Below are 18250 nucleotides of genomic sequence, written 5' to 3' on the forward strand. Positions count from 1 at the left end.
TTCTTGCCGGGAACCGAGCGGCGTATCGCAGGCGCAGCCTCTGGACGCGTAGGTCAATTCGCGCGATGAGTCTCGCGGATGTCGAAAGTCCACATACGTGGGCCGCAGCCGTCCGGTCGGCCCTTGCCTGGGCTGTCTCCCCGAAGATACGAGAGAGGGGAAGACCGGCGTGTCCGTCATCGTTGCCGGCAAGTTGTATGTGGATCCGGAGGGCAGGGGTCGATTCGTCGAGGAGCACCGCGTCATCGTGGAGGCGGCGCGCAGCCACCCGGGCTGCCTCGATCTGTCCATCTCACCCGGCCCGGTCGAGCCGGGCCGGGTGAAAAACTTCGAGCACTGGGAGTCGCAGGAGGCCCTCGGCGCCTTTCGGACGGTGGCACCGCGCCCGTCCGTATCCGTCGACATCAACGACGATCAGGTGCTCAAGCACGAGATCTCGCATACCGGGCCGCCCTTCGGTTGAGGGGTTCGGCCGGCGAGATCCGCCCTCGCCTCAACTGCCGGGCGAGGGCGTTTCGGTGGGACGGCGCGGAGTTGTCCGGCCGGTCACGTGCCCGGCTGGTGCTCGGCTTCGGTCGTCGGTGGCTCGGCCGGCTGCTGTCGGGGCTCTATCGGGAAGTGGATGGGGCTGAGCAGGTATTGGGCCCGTTCGGGGCTCGGCCGGTTGGCCAGTTTCGGGACGATGGCCGCACGCATTTCGCTGATCAGTTCCTCCAGTTCCCCCGGGCTGAGCCAGAGTGCGTGTTGCCGGTACCCCACCTGGTCGGCCACCGGATCGCTGCCCTCGCGGTCGAGGTAGGCGTTGAACTCGGCCAGCAGGGCGGTCATGGCGGTGGCGAATGCCTGTCGATGGTCTTCGGGGCCGAGCGTGCGGACTGCTTCTGAGTCGATCACGGCTCGGTTCTGTCGCAGCTGGTAGTGCCGTTGTACTGCCCCGCGCACTCTGCGTTCCTCGGCGACCTCGAGGATCCCGCCGTCCACCAGGAGGTCGATGTGGCGGTAGACGGTGGCCTTGGAGGCTTCGGGGATTCGGGCGCAGAGCTGAGCGGTGGTCAGTAGTCGTCCGCCGCCCATCGCATGCACGATCCGCAACCGGATGGGGTGTGCGAGCAGGGTCAGGGAGTCCATGGCCCAACTCTCTCACGACTGCTACCTTTCTCAAGTATGAGAATGGATGAGGGTGGGGCGTTGGAGGAGGCGCGCGGCTTCGTTGCGCGGCTTCGGGCAGAGCGTTTCGACGAGGCCGTGGAACTCTTCGCACCTCCCCTGCGGGCCGCGGTCTCCGCTGCGGCGTTACGGCTCGCGTGGGTGACCGAGGTTGCCGGGCACGGCGGGTTCGAGTCGGTCGAGGAGCCGGTGGTCGAGGCGGCCGGCAAGGCCGGTCTGGTGCGTGTGAGCATCCCGGTGACCTGTACCAGCGGCAGCTTCGCCGTGGTCGTATCGGTGGGCGGCGACGGCCTGCTGCAGGGGTTGCGACTTGATCCGCACGGGAGCGCCGAGTGGCAGACACCGCAGTACGCGGAAGCGGAGCGGTTCACCGAGCGGGAGGTGCTGGTCGGGACGGGACCGCTTGCTGTGCCGGGGACGCTCAGTCTGCCTGTTGGCCCCGGGCCATGGCCGGCCGTCGTGCTGCTCAGTGGTGGCGGCCCGTTCGACCGGGACGGAAGGAGCGGCCCGAACAAGCCGTTGAAGGATCTCGCCTGGGGTCTCGCCTCCCGGCAGGTGGCCGTGTTGCGCTTCGACAAGGTGACGTTCGCGCACCCGGATCGCCTGTCGCCGCATTTCACCATGGCCGACGAGTACCTGCCGTCTGCGCTCGCCGCCGTCCGACTTCTTCGGCAGCTGCCCGAAGTGGCCGCGGACCGGATCCATCTGCTCGGCCACAGCATGGGCGGCAAGGTGGCGCCCCGGATCGCCGCCGCCGACCCGTCGATCGCGGGCCTGGCGCTGCTCGCTGCGGACGCGCAGCCGATGCATGAGGCTGCTGTCCGGGTGGCGCGCTATCTCGCGACGCTTTCCCCTGGCGCGAGTTCGGATGAGCTGGTGGCCACGCTCCTTGGTCAGGCCTCAGTGGTGGCCAGTGCCGAGCTCACTCCGGACACGCCCTCGCATCTCCTGCCGTTGGGGTTCTCTGCCGCCTACTGGCTCGACCTGCGTGCCTACGATCCGGTGGCCACGGCAGCCGGACTGGCCTGTCCGATGCTGATTCTGCAGGGTGGTCGGGACTACCAGGTGACCGTTGCCGATGACCTGACGCGCTGGCAGGCCGCTCTGGCACACCGGCCCGAGGTGGCGTTCCGGATCCACCAGGACGCCAACCACCTCTTCTTTCCCGGCAGCGGGCGTCCCACGCCGGCCGAGTACGCCCGTCCCGGGCATGTCGAGCCGGCCGTGGTGGACGACATCGCGACCTGGCTGAACCGCTAGATGAATGAGTCCGATGTTTGTGCCGGCCGCGACTATGGCGAAGGGCGCCCGTTGGCTCGTGTGTGACTACCAGCCTGGACGCCCTTCTGGCGGCACTCTACGTGTTCATCGACGACCATGTGGCCCCGCGTCGCCGGATCGGGCGACCCCCGAAACTGACAGACGCCGAACTACTGTGCCTGGCCGTCGCCCAGGTCCTGCTCGGCTTCCCCTCCACCCGCCACCTGGGCGTCCACCTGGTGCGGCCAGACCTGAAGAACGAGCCCGTCCGACATGGGCGGCCGGTGAGAGCTCCGGGCTGCTGCTGGGCCGGGACTGGGGTGCGGGCGGCCGCCACACGGGGCTGGTGCGGCGGCCGTGGGTGGGATTGGCTCGTGGTTCGAGTCAGTCAACAGAACGATGGATCAGCCCGGCGTCACCGCACCCTCTGGCACTCCGAACCACTCCTCCAGCGCCTCCGACAGCCCGGCCGTCGGCGTCGGCGCCTGCGCCCTCGCGTCGGCCGCCCAGGCCGTGAAGCCGTCCGGACGGACGAGGACCGCCGCCAGTTCCGGGCGGGACGGGCAGCCGGCCGTCAGGGTGTCGACGCGGCCGGCATACCCCGCAGCGAGGGCCCGGAGCTCCGGGTCGTCGGTGAGGTCGAGCAGGAGCGCCCGGCCGCCGTGGAGGTGGTCCGCGAGGCGGCCGCCGTCGGTGAGTTCGAGGTCCGGGGTGCTGCGGCCGGTCAGCGGGTGCTCGCCCGGCAGCTCGTACCGCACCCCGCCACCGTTGAGCCGCGAGGTGAGGTACGTGGTGCCCACGACCGTCTCCGCCAGGTCGTTGACGATCTCGCGCAGGGCCCGGGACTGCGGGTCCGGGCGCATGGCCGCGACCTGGGAGCGGGTCCAGTCCAGGACCCACGCACCGACCGGGTGCCGCTCGGAGGTGTACGTGTCCAGCAGCCCTTCCGGCGCCCGGCCGCCGATCACCGCGGCGAGCTTCCAGCCGAGGTTCATCGCGTCCCCGATGCCCAGGCTCAGCCCTTGGCTGCCGAACGCGGAGTGCACGTGCGCCGCGTCGCCCGCCAGCAGCACCCGGCCCTTGCGGTACTCGGTGACCTGGCGGGCGTGGTCGGTGAAGCGGGTGGCGGTCCGCACCTCGGTGATCGTGACGTCCACGCCGGAGACGCGGCGCAGCCGTGCCTGGAGGTCCTCGGTGGTGACCGGCGCGTCCCGGTCGGCCGGCGGGCCGTCGAACTCCACGGTGACGACGCGGCCCGGCATCGGCCCGTGGGCGTATACCCCGGTGTCCGTTGCGGTCCAGCCGACCTTCAGGTCCTCGGTGCCGGTCATCTCCACTATCGCCTGGTGACAGGTGATTTCCGGGTCCGTACCGGGAAATTCGAACCCCGCGAGCTTGCGGACCGTGCTGCGGCCGCCGTCGCAGCCCACGAGCCAGCCGGCGCGTATCGACCCGTGGCTGGTCCGCACGGTGACGGCCCCGTCGTCCGCGTCGAAGCCGGTCAGCTCCACTCCCCGGCTCACGTCGACGCCGAGCTCGTCCGCCCGCCCGCCGAGCAGCCGCTCGATGTCCTGCTGCGCCACGAAAGCGATCTCGCCGGCGGGTCCGGTGTCGCCGAGGCCCGGCTCCGTACGGTCGACCAGGTCGGCGCGCAGCATGATTCCGGCGAAGTGCCCGACGATCCCGAGCCCTTGGCCCGCGGCCCCGCCTCCGTGCCTGCCATTCCGTTCACGCATGAACGCCTGGAAGCGGTCCGTCGCCTGCCGCTGCACCTCGGCCAGCGCGGGCAGCATGCCTCGGCGGTAGAGCGCTTCGGCGCTGGGCGTGGTGATCGCCCCACCCTTGATCGTCGGGTCCACTTCGGTGAGGCGCTCCAGGACGGCCACCCGCGCGCCTCCGAGCCGGAGCTCGCAGGCCAGCATCAGTCCGACCGGGCCGCCTCCGGCCACCACTACGTCATAGTCCATGGCGCCGACTATGACCGAGGGCCGAAAAGGCCAAAAAGGTGCCGCGGTGTCAAGGGACCGGCCCCGCGAGGAGAATGGGGCCGGCACCGTTAGCGCTGAGAACGATCAAGGAACGAGGCTCATCGGCTGTTATCGCCGGGAGCGAGCAGGCTCGTGCGCTCGGCGATCGCCTCTGGGGACGGCTTGAAGTAGCGGCGGAGCACCGTACTCCGTACGCGCCAATGCGGTCTGTCCATCGCGGTTTGACGACGAGTCTGCCACCCAGTGCGTCGTCGACGCCGTGCGGCGATTGATCATCGACAGCGATACCGGCTCGCTGTTGTCCAAAGTCCCCTGATGCAAACGACGGCCATGGGTGGACGCGACACCAAGCGGGCCGGACTCCCGAACGACGCCGGATTCCCTTGACCTCTATGGCTCCTGAAGGCGGCAGGGCCGGGGCAGTCAGGTCAGGTTCCGGTCAGCTCGGTCGGTGGTGGAGCAGGGTGGCCCGTAGCTCGTTCTCGGTGATCTGCTCAGCGGGTCGGTGGAGAGTCCAGCGTTGGGCCTCACCGTCCATCGGCAGCACCGCGACGACGGTTTCCCTCTGGGGGCAGCCGAATTCGCCACAGACGAGTACGAGTTGGCGGAATATGACGGCGGTGTCGTCGTCCAGGCCGAGCAGGGCGCGTACGGCATCCTTCAGTTCGCGGAGGTGCGGGGTCGGCCAGGCGATTCCCGGGCGCGGTTCCAGGTACATGGGGGTACTCCCTGGTTTCCTGATGAGGGGCGGGCGGCGCAGGCAGCGCCGCCGGGCCCGCCGCCCCCGAGCCGGGATGCAGGCATCCCGGGCGGCTTCGTGGTGGTTCAGTGGGATGGTGTGCGGGTGGTGGCCCGGTCGGGTGTCCTGACGGGCGTTTCGGCAGCGCGGGGTTGTTTGGTCATCGTCACCTGCCAGATGGCGAGGAGCAGGAGCGTGCCGGTTTCGGCGAGGAGGCTGAGGATGGCTTGCGGCTCGGGCTGGAGACCGTGCTCGGTGAATCCGAAGACGCCTACGGTGCGCGAAGCGATGAAGCCTCCGAGGGCGCCGAGCGCGATGCCTGCCGCGGCGGTCCGTAGCAGCAGGGGTGGCGTCCCGATCAGCAGGAGGGCGGCGAGTGCGAAGGAGGCGCCGGCCTGGAGCAGGAACAGGGGGCCGATGACGGGGATGAAGCGGTACCCGTCGAGGTAGAGCTGGGCGTGGAGGTATCCGCCGGCGGCGAGGGTTGCGGCGGTTGCCGCCCGCAGGACGGGGGCGGGGAGTCTTCGGGTGTTCATGCCAGCCTCTGATCCTTGATGGCCAGTTCGCGGTCGCCCTGGCGGTAGCCGACGCTGCGGATGCCGAGTGCCTCTTTGAGCTGCCGGGCGGGGACGACCTGCGGGGTGGGGGCGGGGGCGCGGCCCGGTTTGGGCAGGGGGTAGGCCGTGGTGGTGGCGGAGTGGAAGGTGATGTTGCCGTCTGTCTTGGTGAACAGCTGGTGGACGTGTCCGTTGAGACAGGTGACGGAGGAGAAGCGGCGCAGGAGGGCGATGACCTTGAGGGCGTCGTCGGTGCTCCAACCCCACTGCGGGTACATGGCGAACAGCGGGATGTGGCTGAAGACCACGAGGGGGGTGTCCGACGACAGTCCGGCGATGTCCTTGCGAACGAAGTCGATCTGTTCGTTGCCGAGGTGGCCGAGCTTCTCCAGGCTCAGGGTGTTGACCAGGGCGATGAAGTGCACACCGTGGGTGTCGAAGCTGTACCAGCCGTCGCCGAGTGTGCCCATGCCGAAGGTCCGCCGGTAGGCGCGGCCTGCGTCGCCGATGGAGTCGTGCTCGCCCGGCACGGTGAAGATGCGGTCTGTCTTCATGCCGGTCATCAGCTGCTTGACTTGGTCGAACTGCCCGGCCGTGGACAGGTGGGTCAGGTCGCCGCTGTGCATGACGAAGTCCGGTCTGAATCCGAGCGAGTTGACCTGGTTGACCGCTTCGGTGAAGGAGCCGACCACGTCCAGGTTCGCCGGTCCCTGGAATCCGATGTGGCTGTCGGAGACCTGCACGAACCGCAACGTGCCGCTTCCGGCTGCAGCGGCCCTGGCGTTGGTGTCCTGGGAGCCCGCGATGTGGCTGATCACCTCGCCGCTGGCGACGGTCAGTACCACCGCGCCGCCGAACCACCCTGCGTGCCGCAGGAGTTGGCGTCGATTCATGCCGTGTTCGGTATCGGGCCGGCCGGTGTCTCCGGTCGATGCCCCGTCGTGGCTGTCGTAGTGGTCGGTCATCAGGTCACCTCCACGGTGCCCGTCATGAACGGATGGATGGTGCAGACGTAGGCGTAGGTGCCGGGTTTGGTGAACGTGTAGCTGAAGGTGGCGTTGGTGGTCAGGGCGGCTGAATGCAGCGGGCCGCCCGATCCGGCGCTGGTGACGGTGTGGGCGTCGGTGTCCCGATTGGTCCAGGTCACCGTCGTGCCTTTTTTGACCTTCAGCGTGGTCGGGGAGAACGCGAAGTTCTTGATCGCCACGGTGTTTCCGGCGACCGGTGCGGTCGGTGCGCCCGTGCCCGAAGGGTTCATCGGCTTGTGCATGCCGGGCATCGGCGAGTGGCCGGAAGTGGAGCCTGTCGTGTTCCCCGGCCCCGTGGCTCCGGGCATGCCTGCCGTCTGGTGCTGGCCCGGACCGGGTGTGAGGGCGCCGGCTCCGGTGGGTGAGGAATGCGACGGCTGGCCGCACGAGCTGAGGAGCCCCAGGGTGCCGGCGGTGGCGAGGGTGGCGACGGCCAGTCCGGCCGCGGCCCGTGATCGACGGGCTGGTGTGCGGAAGTTCAGGTACATGGTGTCCGTTCCTCACTGATCGGGTGGAGACGGGGTCCGCTCCGGCTGGGCGCACGCAACCGCGGGGATGTGTGGGGATGCCGTGTACGTGGGCGCGTGCCCCGCACGGGCCCGGCGATCGGGCACCGGTCGAGGTTGTGCGGTGTCGCCGGCTTCGGTGCGCGGGGGCGGGGTGGGCGTGGCCGGTGCCGGGAGTGCGTGCGTCGCGCGGCGTTTTTCGGTCACCTCTGGTCCCCCTTTTGTTGCGTGGGGAATCGATGGGGAATTGCGTGCGAGTCGGCTCTTGTCCGGCTCCACGGACGGCGGGGTTCCCACGGTTCGGTAGATACGCACTTTTTGTGAGACCTCTTGATGCCGCGGCGGATCGGCCGACCTCCCCTGGGGGCCGCGCACGCTTGGTCCTGGTGGTGTCGCAGGGCCTGGCAGGGACGTATCGCCCGCCGCGGCCACAGAGCGCCACGTGCGGCATTCCGTGCGTTACAGGACAAAGCGGTGTATGTGCGCGATGATCAGCTCATGCCCTGGAGTTCCCGAAAACGCGGCCGAAGGACCGATCCGGATCGCTCCGCGCACCGTGTCTCTGGTAGAGGGACCCTTTCGACCGCAGACGAGGAACTGCTGCGCACTCTGTACGCGGAGCACGCGGGAGCACTTTTCCACTACGTGCTGCGACTGACCTCAGGAGATCGGCAATGGGCGGAGGATGTGGTGCAGGAGACCATGCTGCGAGCGTGGCAGCATCCCACCGCGTTCGACCCTGCACGCGGCCCGGCCCGGGCATGGCTGTGTACGGTCGCCCGGCATCTGGTCATCGACGCCCATCGGGCCCGGCAGGCCAGGCCGGCCGAGGTCGGCGGCGAGGTGCTGGAGCGAGCCGCCGAGCAGAGACCTGGCGAGGACGAGATCGAGCAGGCACTGCAGAGCTGGGAGATTGCCGACGCGATCCGGTCGCTGTCCCCGGACCACCGCGCCGTCCTGCTGGAGACCTACTACCGCGGCCGGACCATGGTGGAGGCCGCGCAGGTACTGGGCATCCCGCTGGGCACTGTGAAGTCGCGGACGTACTACGCCCTGCATGCCCTGCGGCTGGCGCTACAGGAGCGGGGGATCGAGCCATGACCGTGACGGGCGGAAGGCGGCGACCATGACTGCGGAGCACGACGCCCTCCGACTGGCGCTGGGAGGATACGTCCTGGGCACGCTGCCCTCGGCGGAACGGGAACAGGTACGCGTCCACCTCGCGGAATGCGCCGAATGCCAGGCCGAATACGCCCAGCTGGCAGGATTTCCCGACCTGCTGGCGATGGTGACCGAGGCCGAAGCCACGGGCCGGACGGTGCTGGCGGCCGACGGGGAGCTGGCCGACCGGCTGGTGGCACGGGCAGCCGAAGACGCGCAGGGCCCCCCGCCCGAACGGCCCGCCACGCCCGCGGGGTCGCAGGCACCAGAGGGGGGCGTGCTGGAGGGACTGCTCCAGCAGGCCGCGTCCCGGCGCCGCAGGACCTGGCGTCTGCAACTGGCCGGCGCCGCCGCCTCGCTGGCGCTCATGGCGGCAGCGGCCGGCGGCACATGGCTGGCGGCTGTCGGATCCGTGGGCAGTGTGGCGAAGCCGCCTGGGCCGACCGCGCCGGCTACCTGGCGCACCTTCTCCGGCAGCGATCCCACCACCGGCGTCTCCGCCTCGGTGAAGGTCTCGCCCTCTGCCTGGGGCAGCACCCTGCAGGCCTACGCCAAGGGCGCACCCGCCGGAATCACCTGCCGACTGCAGGCGGTCGGGCCCGGTGGAGCCAGGACGGATGTCGCTACCTGGCGGGCAGGCCAGTACGCGCCCGGCACCACGATCCCAGGAGCGACTGCCCTGTCCCCGGGAGCCATCAAGAGCTTCGAGATCCACGCAGACAACGGTCAGAAGCTGGTCACCATGCGGGCGTGACGCGACCGCGGCTGTCGGGTGTGAGCGCACGGCGGCACAGGCGGCCAAGAGGACGTCGCCGCCGAAGGGTCGTGCTGCGGGCGGGGCGTGCACTCCCTGTCCGGTTGGCCGGTGGCGCCGTCCGGTCTGCACGACGGCCCGGCCGAGGTGTTCTCCCCTCCCCCGCGCGAGCCGCGGGATGCGGTTCACCAACCGGCCGACAGCCTCAGCTCTTCTTTTCCTCCGGAGTTCGTGCAGCCCGGAGAAGGGGATCCAGGATGCCTGCGCGCCGAGTGTCGCGATCAAGCCGAGATGCAGGCAGGGACGGTCGTCCGGCTCTGCGGCGTGAGGTTTCCGCGACGCCGCCCGGAAAACCACGGGCGAGGAGACCGAGGCGCCGGTGTCTGGTCCGGCCGCGTACGGCATCGAGGTCCGGCAGAGGCGAGTGGGTCCGGGCGGGCCGCGCTGCATGGCTCACAAGAAGTCGCACAAAAGGGGCGGATGACTCGAACCGTTCGGCATGCGCCGCCCGTGGAACTCAGTGAGCGCGCCATGCAGGATCCCGTCCACCGACCGTCCCGGAAGCTATCGGCGGTCTCACCGTTCCAGCATCCGCACCTCCACGGAAGAGCCGGAAGACCATGTTTGTGACCGATTCCCCCAGTCCGAGTTCGCTGCTCGGCCGGCCCTGCCGGCGCCAGGCGCTGCTCACCCTGCCCGCGCAGGAGGCGCACGTCGCCACCGCTCGTCACTTCACGGCCGATCTGCTGGAGTCCTGGAGCGTGCCCGCAAGCGAGCGGGACTCCGCCGTTCTCATCGTCGACGAACTCGCCGCCAACGCCGCGCGGTACGGCCGCGAGCGCATGACCCTGCTGCTCGCCCTCGACCACGGCACTTTGCACATTGTGGTCACTGACTCCGGCACGCCCGTGGAACGCCATCGCCCGGACATCGCCCCCGACGAACACGGCCGCGGCACCGGCATCGTCCAGTGCCTCGCCCAGTCGACCGAGGTCCACCAGACACGCAGCGGCCGCGAAGTCCGTGCCTGTCTGAGGTGCTCGTCATGACCGGGCCGGGCGTGCGGCACGAGCTGCGCTCCCCTGCCGGGGCCGGCGCTGCCGTACAGCGACGGGTCCCGCCCCTACGGACCGGCGGAGGTGTGAACGTGGACGTCACCCCGGACTGCGGTGAGGTCATCAGCGCCCCGTCTCCGCATGAGGCGTACGCGCATGCGCCGGACCTGCGCCGCGAGATGCACCACGTGCTCGCTCTCGGGGCCGAACGTGACGGCCGTCAGGCCAGGCCCGTCACCGGCCCTCCGGTCGATGCGGCGGCCGCCGAACGCGCCTGGCGGCTCCGCCAGGCAGCCCTCATGGACCGGATGGCCCTGGACGACCCCAGCCCCGGCCCGGCCGCGGCCGCTGCCGAAACCGCCGAGCAACTCGTTCTGCACGACCGCCGCCATCCCGACCTGGTGGCCGGCCCGCACCACCCCGACGCGACCGCGTTCGCGCCCAGCCACCGCCTCTACGTCCGCCAGGAGTACGCCGCTTGGACGGCCGCCGGGTGCCCCGGCAGCTGACTGGGCCCCGGCCCGACCGGAAGAAGGAGACATGACCCGCAAGGACATCGACACCCGGCAGTCCCCCGCTGTAGCCGGCCGACTCCACTCGCCTCGCCTTCCGCACCCGACAGCCACGTGTGAGCAGCGCGCCGGTCGGCGAGAGGAACGGCCGATCCAGGGAAAGCCGATGAGCACACCGTGGCCGAACGTGAAGACCCATCGACTGTGCCGGATGCCCCAACGTGGTTGCTCCCAGGGGCAGCGGCTGGGTCGCCAGCCGACCCCAACGCCCCCGTACACTCCGCGGACCGGGCAGCCGGCACCGGTGGCCGGGCAGATATCAGGCGGCGAACTGCGCCTCGTTGTACACCCGTTGCCGGTCGAGCTGCCCACCGTTGCGGCGGCGACGGGCGATGCATTCACGTGCGTGGCTTGGCTGGACGACGCCGTGCGCATCTCCCGATGGCGCCGGCGGCGGACACCAGTGAAACCGCCGTGCCCAGTGCACCGGGAAACCACCTCCCAGGCGCCCGCGCACGAGACCGCGGGCGCGGACGCCGGCCTGCGCGCGCCCGGAGCCCGATGGGCGCATGCCTGGGGCGGCGCTCCACGTTGCGCCGCGGGCACTCCCGCTCCCGCTCTCACCGCTGCCGCGCGGGAGCAAGCGGCACGGATCGCCGAGGCAGGTCTGAAGGCCGGCGCGTTCGAAGGGGTGGTGTGACGATGTTCCGCAATGCGTTGGAACCCTGGCATCTGCTGATCCTGGTCGCGGTGGTGGTTTTGATCTTCGGCTCGAAGAGACTTCCCGACATGGCCAGGGCGCTGGGCAAGTCCATGCGGATCCTCAAGAGCGAGACCAAGGCCATGAAGGACGACGGCGCCTCGAACGAGCCGCGCCCCGAGTCCGAGCCTGCACCGGGACCGCGGACGGTCTCGGACGCTCCCGGAGACACCGCCAGCGCCCGCACCGCCCCCACGGACAGTCCGACCGGCCACGGAGACTGAGCCCGGTCCTGCGCGCCCTGGCTCATCCCCGCACGAGAGGGCGGCGCGTGACGGCGGACGGTCCACGGACCTTCGTCAGCCGCCCGCCCTCGGGCCGGTCAGGGCAGATCAGCTCGCGGCACGGGGTACCGACCTGGGCCGACTGCCTCCTGGACGCGCTGCCGGCCGCACCCGGCGCCGTGGCCAACTCGCACCCCACCGAGTGGCGGGGACGATCAAGTACCAACGCAGGGCCGGTGGTTCCCGCTCTGCCGCACGAGATGAGGACGTGGCGTGTCCCATTCGGCCCGCAACAAGGAGAAGAATCCCGAGAGGCGGATGCCGCTCGCGGAGCACCTTCGTGAGCTCCGCAACCGGCTCGCCAAGGCCGTTCTTGCCATCCTGGTCGTCACGATCGCCGCGGCCTTCTCCTACAAGGGCATCGTCAACTTCCTCACCAGGCCGGTGCTGGACTCCGTCGGCTGCCCGACGTCCTTCGCCGATCTGGCCAGGCAGACCGCGGACACCACCTGCGCGCGGATCACGATCAGCGGTCTGCTGGCGCCCTTCACCCTGGTGCTGAAGGTGTCCTTGATGGCCGGCGTCGTGCTGGCCTCGCCGGTATGGCTGTACCAGCTGTGGGCGTTCGTTGCCCCTGGTCTGCACAGGCACGAGCGGAAGTACGCCTACGCGTTCGTCGGCGCGGGCGTGCCGCTGTTCTTCGGCGGCGCCTTCTTCGCCTACAGGGTGCTGCCCGCGACCGCGAAGGTGTTGATCGGCTTCACCCCGCACGGGGTGGACAACCTGCTGCCGTTGGACGATCTGCTCGACCTCGTGACCCGCATGGTGGTGGTCTTTGGTCTCGCCTTCGAGATGCCGCTGCTGCTGGTGATGCTGAACCTCACCGGGATGCTGTCCGGCCGACGGATTCTCGGCCGGTGGCGCGGCATGGTCATGGGGATCACGATCTTTTCGGCGGTGGCGACGCCGAGCGCGGACCCGTTGACCATGCTGGCGCTGGCCGCGCCGATCTGGGTGCTCTATTTCGCCGCCGTCGTCTTCTCGCTTCTCCATGACCGGCGCAAGGCCCGAAGAGAGGCAGCGGGACCAGGCGATGACGAGATCTCCGACCTCGACGTCACGCCGCAGGACATCGGCGAGGTGGAATCGGTCTCCGCCCGCCAGGGCCTGCCCGGGCAGCCGGACGCTGACGCCGACCGCGCCGGCGGTGGGACGACGTGACCTGAGGGGCCTTCCGCAGGGTCGGGTTTGGTGCGGTGGCTCGTGAGGGCTCGGCTTCCTCGGCTGCGGTGTTGCTGTCGGCGTTGCCCGGCCGCAGCGGTACGGCCACTGGTTTCCCGGGCCCGGCTGCTGTGTGGTCGACGTATGCGACCAGGGGGTGGTGTACGGGGGTCCGCTTCCAGGTCGCGTTGGCGTCCTGTGTCTCGGAGTGCGCCGGCACCGGCCCGTCGCCGGTGTCCACGACATCTGCCTGGGCCGACGCCGCGTACGCGTAGGCGTCGCGCCTCTCCTTCGCGAGAGGCTTGTCAGTTCCGTCGGGCGGCAATGGCAATGGCAAGGAGAACACTCTCCTTGCCACTCTCAACATATAGCGCACAGGGGGGCTTGCCACAAGGCCCGGGGTAGGGCGCAGAATCATCGGCCGATGCCACAACCTGCGGAAATGAGGGCACGACGTGCGTGTGTTGTTGTCGGCGTATGCGGGAGACGCTGACGTCGAGCCAGCGGTGGGACGGTCAGTGCAGTTGTGGGTGCTCGGGGCGGAGGTGCGGGGGTGCGCGCCGCTTGACCGGGCGGGGCGGCCGGCCGGTTCGTCAGAGGGAAGGCGATCAGGGATGAGGGCGTGCTCGACGAGGGGTTCGGCAGAGGTGGGGGCGCCGGTGAGGCGATCGGCCACCGCAGTACGACGGAGCACGGTTGCCTTGGAGGTGTCGCAGTGACTGAGCAGTACGTGTTGGGTCTGGAAGAAGTCGACGAGATGCAGGTCGCGGTCGTCGGCGGCAAGGGTGCGCATCTGGGCGGGCTGTCGCGGATCGAGGGCATCCGCGTGCCGGGGGGCTTCTGCGTGACGACGGACGCCTTCCGGCGGATCATGGCGGAAGCGCCGTCGATGGACGGTCTGTTCGATCGGTTGTCGCGCCTGGAGCCGGACGACCGGGAGGTGCTGCGCACGCTCAGTGCGCAGATGCGTCGGACCATCGAAGGGATTGCCATCCCGGGCGATCTCGCGGCGGCGATCACCCGCGCGCTCGGCAGGCTCGGCGAGCAGGCCGCCTGCGCCGTCCGGTCCAGCGCGACGGCAGAGGACCTGCCGACGGCCTCGTTCGCCGGGCAGCAGGACACGTACCTGAACGTGGTAGGGCCGGCGGAGATCCTCCGGCACGTCAGCCGGTGCTGGGCCTCGCTGTTCACCGAGCGGGCCGTGACCTACCGTCAGCGCAACGGCATCGACCACCGTACGGTCCACATGGCCGTGGTGGTGCAGCAGATGGTCTTCCCGCATGCGGCCGGCATTCTGTTCACGGCCGACCCGGTCTCGGGCAATCGGAAGGTCTCCACCGTGGACGCCGGTTTCGGCCTCGGTGAGGCGCTGGTGTCCGGCCTGGTGAACCCGGACGTCTTCGCGGTGCGCGACGGTGAGGTCGTCGCCAGGACGATCGCCGCCAAACAGCGTGCTGTTCACGCCCTGCCGGCGGGCGGTACGCAGGAGGTGGCGATCGGCTCGCAGCGGCAGGAGCAGCCGGCGTTGACGGATGCGCAGGTCGTGCGGCTGGTGCGGCTCGGGCGGCGGATCGAGGCGCATTTCGGTCGTCCGCAGGACATCGAGTGGTGCCTGGTCGATGGCGGCTTCCGGATCGTGCAGAGCCGGCCGATCACGACGCTGTTCCCCCTCCCCGAGATCGGCGACCAGGACAATCACGTCTATGTCTCCGTCGGTCATCAGCAGATGATGACCGACGCCATGAAGCCTCTGGGGCTCTCCATGTGGCAGCTGACGGCGATGGTGCCGATGCATGCGGCCGGCGGGAGGCTGTTCGTCGACGCCACCGGGCGCCTGGCCTCGCCCGTGAACCGTGCCGCTCTCCTGGACCTCATGGGGAGGGGAGATCCGTTGGTCAGGGATGCTCTGGAGACCGTCCTGGACCGTGACGATTTCCCCCTGCCGGTGCCGGACGCGGGTCCCGGTGGGCGCCCGGCCGGCGGTGCCCCCGCCCCGATCGAGACCGATCCGGGCATCGTCGCCGAGCTGATCGAGCGCAGCCAGGCGGTCGTCGCGGCTCTGGAGCGCGACATCCGGACGAAGTCCGGACCGGCGCTGTTCGACTTCCTGCTCAAGGCCATCGAGGAGCACAAGCACGTCCTGCGCGATCCGTTGAGCGTTCAGGCGATCATGGCTGGGATGGAGGCCACGTGGTGGCTCAACGACAAGCTGCAGGAGTGGCTGGGCGAGAAGAACGTGGCCGACACGCTGACGCTGTCCGCGCCCGACAACGTCACGTCGGAGATGGGACTGGCGCTGCTCGATGTCGCGGATGTGATCCGTGCGCGGCCTGAGGTGGTGGCGTTCTTGCAGGGCGTCGAGGACGAGGGCTTCCTGGAGGAGCTGCCGAAGCTTGCGGGCGGGGCCGAGGCGCGCGAGGCCATAGAGGGTTACCTCGACCGGTACGGCATGCGCTGTGTCGGCGAGATCGACATCACGAGGCCGCGTTGGCGTGAGCGTCCCACCACGCTGGTGCCGGTGATCCTCGACAACGTCCGGAACTTCGAGCCGGGCGCCGCCGAGCGGCGCTTCGAGCAGGGGCGGCAGAAGGCGCAGGCGAAGGAGCAGGAGGTGCTGTCCCGCTTGCGGGCCCTGCCGGACGGGGACGGGAAGGCCGAGGAGGCGAAGCGGATGATCGACCGGGTCCGCACCTTCATCGGGTATCGGGAGTATCCGAAGTACGGCATCGTCAGCCGCTACTTCGTCTATAAGCAGGCCTTGTTGGAGGAGGCCGGGCGCCTTGTGGAGGCCGGCGTGCTTCCTGAGAAGGAGGACGTCTTCTACCTCACGTTTCAGGAATTCCATGACGTCGTGCGTTCGAACCGGGTGAATGACGCGCTCATCGAGCAGCGCAAGGAGGCGTTCCGGTCGTATCAGGCGCTCACCCCGCCGCGGGTGCTCACCTCGGACGGTGAGGCGGTCACCGGGGCGTACCGGCGCGACGATGTGCCGGCCGGCGCCCTGACCGGGCTGCCGGTTTCCGCCGGGACGGTCGAGGGGAGGGCCCGGGTCATCCTGGACATGGCGGAGGCTGATCTTGAGGCGGGCGACATCCTGGTCACGACGTTCACGGACCCGAGTTGGTCGCCGTTGTTCGTCGGGATCGCGGGCCTGGTGACGGAGGTGGGCGGTCTGATGACCCATGGCGCGGTGATCGCCCGGGAGTACGGCCTGCCGGCCGTCGTGGGCGTGGAGCAGGCCACCCGGTTGATTCGGGACGGGCAGCGGATCCGCGTGCACGGGACGGACGGGTACGTCGAGATCCTGTCCTGACCGACCGCTCCGAGGAGCCCTGTCCGTAGCTTCCGGCTATGGAACCGTCCCGCCGCTCGGTCCGCCTCTGGATCAAGCCCGGATCAGTCTCCAGGCTGCGGACCGGCGGTGGGTACGGCGGGTCGGTTGGGGGCACGTCGAAGTGTTCGGGCAGTGCGGTCCTGAGCGTGTCTCGCCGACGGCGGTAGAGGCGGCGCAGGCGAGCGAGGTGTCTGCTGTACTGGCCGCTGTCCATGACGTGGGCGAGGGCGAGTTGTTCGCAGCGGTGCCCGCCGCGCAGCAGCTCGTCCTGCCCAGCCTGGCAAGGACCGGCATACACCTGGAGAAGAGCATGTCCGCAGGTCTCAACGCATACGGCCAGCCCGTCGGCCCCCCTCTGCCCGACTGGACGGCGCGTCCCGCGCCCGCCCGGGTCACCCTTGAGGGCCGCTTGTGCCGGGTGGAGCCCCTGGATGCGGACCGCCACGCCGACGATCTGTACGCCGCCTACGCCCTCGCGGCGGACGGCAGCGACTGGACGTACATGACGTCCGGTCCCTTCGAGGACCCGGCCGACTACCGCGCCTACGTGACGGCGGCGACGCAGGTGGACGACCCCCTGGAGTACGCGGTCGTCGACCTGCGCACCGGCAGGGCCGTGGGCACTCTCTCCCTGATGCGCCAGGATCCGTCCGACGGCGTCGTCGAGGTCGGCAGCGTGGCCTTCTCACCTCTGCTGAAGCAGACTCCGGTGTCCACGGAGGCCCAGTTCCTGCTCATGTCCTACGCCTTCGACGAACTCGGCTACCGCCGCTACGAGTGGAAGTGCGACAGCCTCAACGCGCCCTCGCGCAAGGCGGCCCTGCGGCTGGGCTTCGCCTTCGAGGGGATCTTCCGCCAGGCCATGGTCTACAAGGGCCGCAGCCGCGACACCGCCTGGTACTCCGTCATCGACTCCGAATGGCCGCGCGTCGGCAAGGCGTTGCGGGAATGGCTCTCGCCCGACAACTTCGACGCTGAAGGCCGGCAGAAGCGCTCCCTGTCCATCGTCCGTGCTGCAGACGAGGAGCCTGGACACTGACGACCGACAGTGCACGCCGAGCCTCGCGGTCGACGGTGTGCCGCCCGAGCGGGCCGCGATGGGCTCCGGCGCCGACAACAGCCTGGTACATCGGCTCCGTCCGCTTCCGTGCCCGGTACAGCCCGGGCCCGCTGAGGCCGGTACGGTCGCTGTCGGCCTCGTGGTTCACGAGCTGGGGAGCAGGGGCCCGCCGGCCATGAGGCCGCCGTCGATCAGGAGGATGTGTCCGGTGACGTAGCTCGCTCCGTCTGATCCCAGGAACCGGATGGCTTCGGCGATCTCCTCCGGGGTGCCTGGCCGGTGCATGGGCAGCACTGCGTCGAACGCGGTGCGTGCTGTGTCGTCGCCGGTGAACCGCTCGTACATGGCGGTCCGGATGAAGCCGGGCGCGACCGCATTGACGCGGACGCCGAGGGTGGCGCCTTCGAGGGCGGCTGCCTTGGTGATGCCGGCGACGGCGTGTTTGCTGCCGGCGTACAGGGCCGTTTCGGGGTATCCCATCAGTCCGAAGCAGGAGCTGACGTTGACGATGCTCCCGCTGCCCTGTTCCTTCATGACGCGGAACTGGTGTTTCAGGCAGAACAGTGTTCCCTTGACGTTGGTGTCGAAGGTGGCCTGGTAGCGCTCGTCGGTCACCTCGGTGACCGGGCTGTTTGTTCCCTCGGTGCCGGCGTTGTTGACGGCGACGTCGAGGCGTCCGAACCGCGTGACGGCGCGGTCGACGAGCTCCTTGACCTCGGCGTCGAAGCGGACGTCGGCGCGCACGAACTCAGTTGTGGCGCCGAGGTCGGTCAGTTCCCTTACGAGTTGCTCGCCTGCGTCCGTATGGCGGCCGGAGACCACCAGGTTCGCGCCTTGGCGGGCGTAGGCGACGGCGGTGGCGCGGCCGATGCCGGTGAGCGCGCCTGTGATGAGGACGACGGGATCAGTCAACTCAAGCGTCCT

Annotated in this window: 16 protein-coding genes and 2 pseudogenes; 10 read left to right on the plus strand and 8 right to left on the minus strand. The window is 69.7% G+C overall.

What is annotated here, in order from left to right:
- Window positions 1–169 precede the first annotated feature (169 nt).
- On the plus strand, window positions 170–463 hold the full coding sequence (locus tag ACIQE0_RS27970; RefSeq protein WP_402337309.1) for a putative quinol monooxygenase: 294 nt from the start codon (window positions 170–172) through the stop codon (window positions 461–463).
- Between the two features lie 83 nt (window positions 464–546).
- Here the strand turns inward: ACIQE0_RS27970 and ACIQE0_RS27975 are convergent, their stop codons facing one another.
- Window positions 547–1128 (minus strand): helix-turn-helix domain-containing protein, encoded by a 582-nt coding sequence (locus tag ACIQE0_RS27975; protein ID WP_402337312.1) that lies wholly within the window; start codon window positions 1126–1128, stop codon window positions 547–549.
- Window positions 1129–1188: 60 nt separating this feature from the next.
- On the opposite strand from ACIQE0_RS27975, the gene ACIQE0_RS27980 reads away from it, so the two are divergent.
- Window positions 1189–2427, plus strand: a complete 1239-nt coding sequence (locus tag ACIQE0_RS27980) for a serine aminopeptidase domain-containing protein (RefSeq protein WP_402337316.1) — start codon at window positions 1189–1191, stop codon at window positions 2425–2427.
- 404 nt (window positions 2428–2831) lie between these two features.
- Here ACIQE0_RS27980 and ACIQE0_RS27985 read toward each other — a convergent pair whose 3' ends face one another.
- The 5 genes from ACIQE0_RS27985 to ACIQE0_RS28005 all read right to left on the minus strand — a co-directional run bounded on the left by ACIQE0_RS27985 (window position 2832) and on the right by ACIQE0_RS28005 (window position 7227).
- Complete coding sequence (locus tag ACIQE0_RS27985; RefSeq protein WP_402337319.1) at window positions 2832–4394, minus strand: FAD-dependent monooxygenase; 1563 nt, start codon at window positions 4392–4394, stop codon at window positions 2832–2834.
- A gap of 460 nt (window positions 4395–4854) precedes the next feature.
- Window positions 4855–5133 carry a hypothetical protein gene (locus tag ACIQE0_RS27990; protein WP_402337322.1) on the minus strand — a complete coding sequence of 93 codons (279 nt, stop codon included), beginning with the start codon at window positions 5131–5133 and terminating at the stop codon, window positions 4855–4857.
- Between the two features lie 107 nt (window positions 5134–5240).
- Complete coding sequence (locus tag ACIQE0_RS27995) at window positions 5241–5690, minus strand: hypothetical protein (RefSeq protein ID WP_402337325.1); 450 nt, start codon at window positions 5688–5690, stop codon at window positions 5241–5243.
- A complete protein-coding gene (locus ACIQE0_RS28000) occupies window positions 5687–6676 on the minus strand; it encodes a metallophosphoesterase family protein (protein ID WP_402337328.1) in 990 nt (329 codons plus the stop codon). Before ACIQE0_RS28000 ends, ACIQE0_RS27995 begins: the two co-directional genes overlap by 4 nt.
- Window positions 6676–7227: a cupredoxin family copper-binding protein gene (locus ACIQE0_RS28005; protein ID WP_402337331.1), complete on the minus strand. Its 552-nt coding sequence runs from the start codon at window positions 7225–7227 to the stop codon at window positions 6676–6678. Before ACIQE0_RS28005 ends, ACIQE0_RS28000 begins: the two co-directional genes overlap by 1 nt.
- A 516-nt stretch (window positions 7228–7743) precedes the next feature.
- Between ACIQE0_RS28005 and ACIQE0_RS28010 the strand changes: the two genes are divergently transcribed.
- The 6 genes and pseudogenes from ACIQE0_RS28010 to tatC all read left to right on the plus strand — a co-directional run bounded on the left by ACIQE0_RS28010 (window position 7744) and on the right by tatC (window position 12937).
- Complete coding sequence (locus ACIQE0_RS28010; protein WP_402337334.1) at window positions 7744–8346, plus strand: sigma-70 family RNA polymerase sigma factor; 603 nt, start codon at window positions 7744–7746, stop codon at window positions 8344–8346.
- 25 nt (window positions 8347–8371) lie between these two features.
- Window positions 8372–9160 (plus strand): zf-HC2 domain-containing protein, encoded by a 789-nt coding sequence (locus ACIQE0_RS28015; protein WP_402337337.1) that lies wholly within the window; start codon window positions 8372–8374, stop codon window positions 9158–9160.
- Between the two features lie 620 nt (window positions 9161–9780).
- The gene (locus ACIQE0_RS28020; protein ID WP_366336611.1) at window positions 9781–10209 is read left to right on the plus strand and encodes an ATP-binding protein; all 429 of its coding nucleotides are present in this window, start codon (window positions 9781–9783) and stop codon (window positions 10207–10209) included.
- A gap of 98 nt (window positions 10210–10307) precedes the next feature.
- Window positions 10308–10724, plus strand: coding sequence for a hypothetical protein (locus ACIQE0_RS28025; RefSeq protein WP_402337340.1), 417 nt, complete (start codon window positions 10308–10310; stop codon window positions 10722–10724).
- A 705-nt stretch (window positions 10725–11429) separates the two neighbouring features.
- The gene (tatA, locus tag ACIQE0_RS28030) at window positions 11430–11711 is read left to right on the plus strand and encodes a Sec-independent protein translocase subunit TatA (RefSeq protein WP_402337342.1); all 282 of its coding nucleotides are present in this window, start codon (window positions 11430–11432) and stop codon (window positions 11709–11711) included.
- A gap of 273 nt (window positions 11712–11984) precedes the next feature.
- Window positions 11985–12937 (plus strand): annotated as a pseudogene (tatC, locus tag ACIQE0_RS28035) (twin-arginine translocase subunit TatC).
- A 53-nt stretch (window positions 12938–12990) separates the two neighbouring features.
- On the opposite strand, the pseudogene ACIQE0_RS28040 reads toward tatC, so the two are convergent.
- Window positions 12991–13152 (minus strand): annotated as a pseudogene (locus ACIQE0_RS28040) (IS1380 family transposase); the annotation flags it as partial.
- Between the two features lie 495 nt (window positions 13153–13647).
- Here ACIQE0_RS28040 and rph point away from each other — a divergent pair.
- Complete coding sequence (gene rph, locus ACIQE0_RS28045) at window positions 13648–16245, plus strand: rifamycin-inactivating phosphotransferase (RefSeq protein ID WP_402337344.1); 2598 nt, start codon at window positions 13648–13650, stop codon at window positions 16243–16245.
- A 208-nt stretch (window positions 16246–16453) separates the two neighbouring features.
- Entirely contained in the window at window positions 16454–17305 is an 852-nt protein-coding gene (locus tag ACIQE0_RS28050) for a GNAT family N-acetyltransferase (protein WP_402337346.1), read from the plus strand.
- A 165-nt stretch (window positions 17306–17470) separates the two neighbouring features.
- Here the strand turns inward: ACIQE0_RS28050 and ACIQE0_RS28055 are convergent, their stop codons facing one another.
- Window positions 17471–18238 (minus strand): glucose 1-dehydrogenase, encoded by a 768-nt coding sequence (locus tag ACIQE0_RS28055; protein ID WP_366336601.1) that lies wholly within the window; start codon window positions 18236–18238, stop codon window positions 17471–17473.
- Window positions 18239–18250 lie beyond the last annotated feature (12 nt).

Origin of the sequence: Streptomyces sp. NPDC093097 (assembly GCF_044754325.1) — a bacterium.
Classification (GTDB): Bacteria; Actinomycetota; Actinomycetes; order Streptomycetales; family Streptomycetaceae; genus Streptomyces.

Bases quoted from the DNA above. Each gene is read 5' to 3' on its own strand.
- ACIQE0_RS28005 (WP_402337331.1), bottom strand. From the start codon at position 7,227: ATGTACCTGAACTTCCGCACACCAGCCCGTCGATCACGGGCCGCGGCC.
- ACIQE0_RS27985 (WP_402337319.1), bottom strand. From the start codon at position 4,394: ATGGACTATGACGTAGTGGTGGCCGGAGGCGGCCCGGTCGGACTGATG.
- ACIQE0_RS27975 (WP_402337312.1), bottom strand. From the start codon at position 1,128: ATGGACTCCCTGACCCTGCTCGCACACCCCATCCGGTTGCGGATCGTG.
- ACIQE0_RS28015 (WP_402337337.1), top strand. From the start codon at position 8,372: ATGACTGCGGAGCACGACGCCCTCCGACTGGCGCTGGGAGGATACGTC.
- ACIQE0_RS28000 (WP_402337328.1), bottom strand. From the start codon at position 6,676: ATGACCGACCACTACGACAGCCACGACGGGGCATCGACCGGAGACACC.
- ACIQE0_RS28020 (WP_366336611.1), top strand. From the start codon at position 9,781: ATGTTTGTGACCGATTCCCCCAGTCCGAGTTCGCTGCTCGGCCGGCCC.
- tatA (WP_402337342.1), top strand. From the start codon at position 11,430: ATGTTCCGCAATGCGTTGGAACCCTGGCATCTGCTGATCCTGGTCGCG.
- ACIQE0_RS27995 (WP_402337325.1), bottom strand. From the start codon at position 5,690: ATGAACACCCGAAGACTCCCCGCCCCCGTCCTGCGGGCGGCAACCGCC.
- ACIQE0_RS28010 (WP_402337334.1), top strand. From the start codon at position 7,744: ATGCCCTGGAGTTCCCGAAAACGCGGCCGAAGGACCGATCCGGATCGC.
- ACIQE0_RS27990 (WP_402337322.1), bottom strand. From the start codon at position 5,133: ATGTACCTGGAACCGCGCCCGGGAATCGCCTGGCCGACCCCGCACCTC.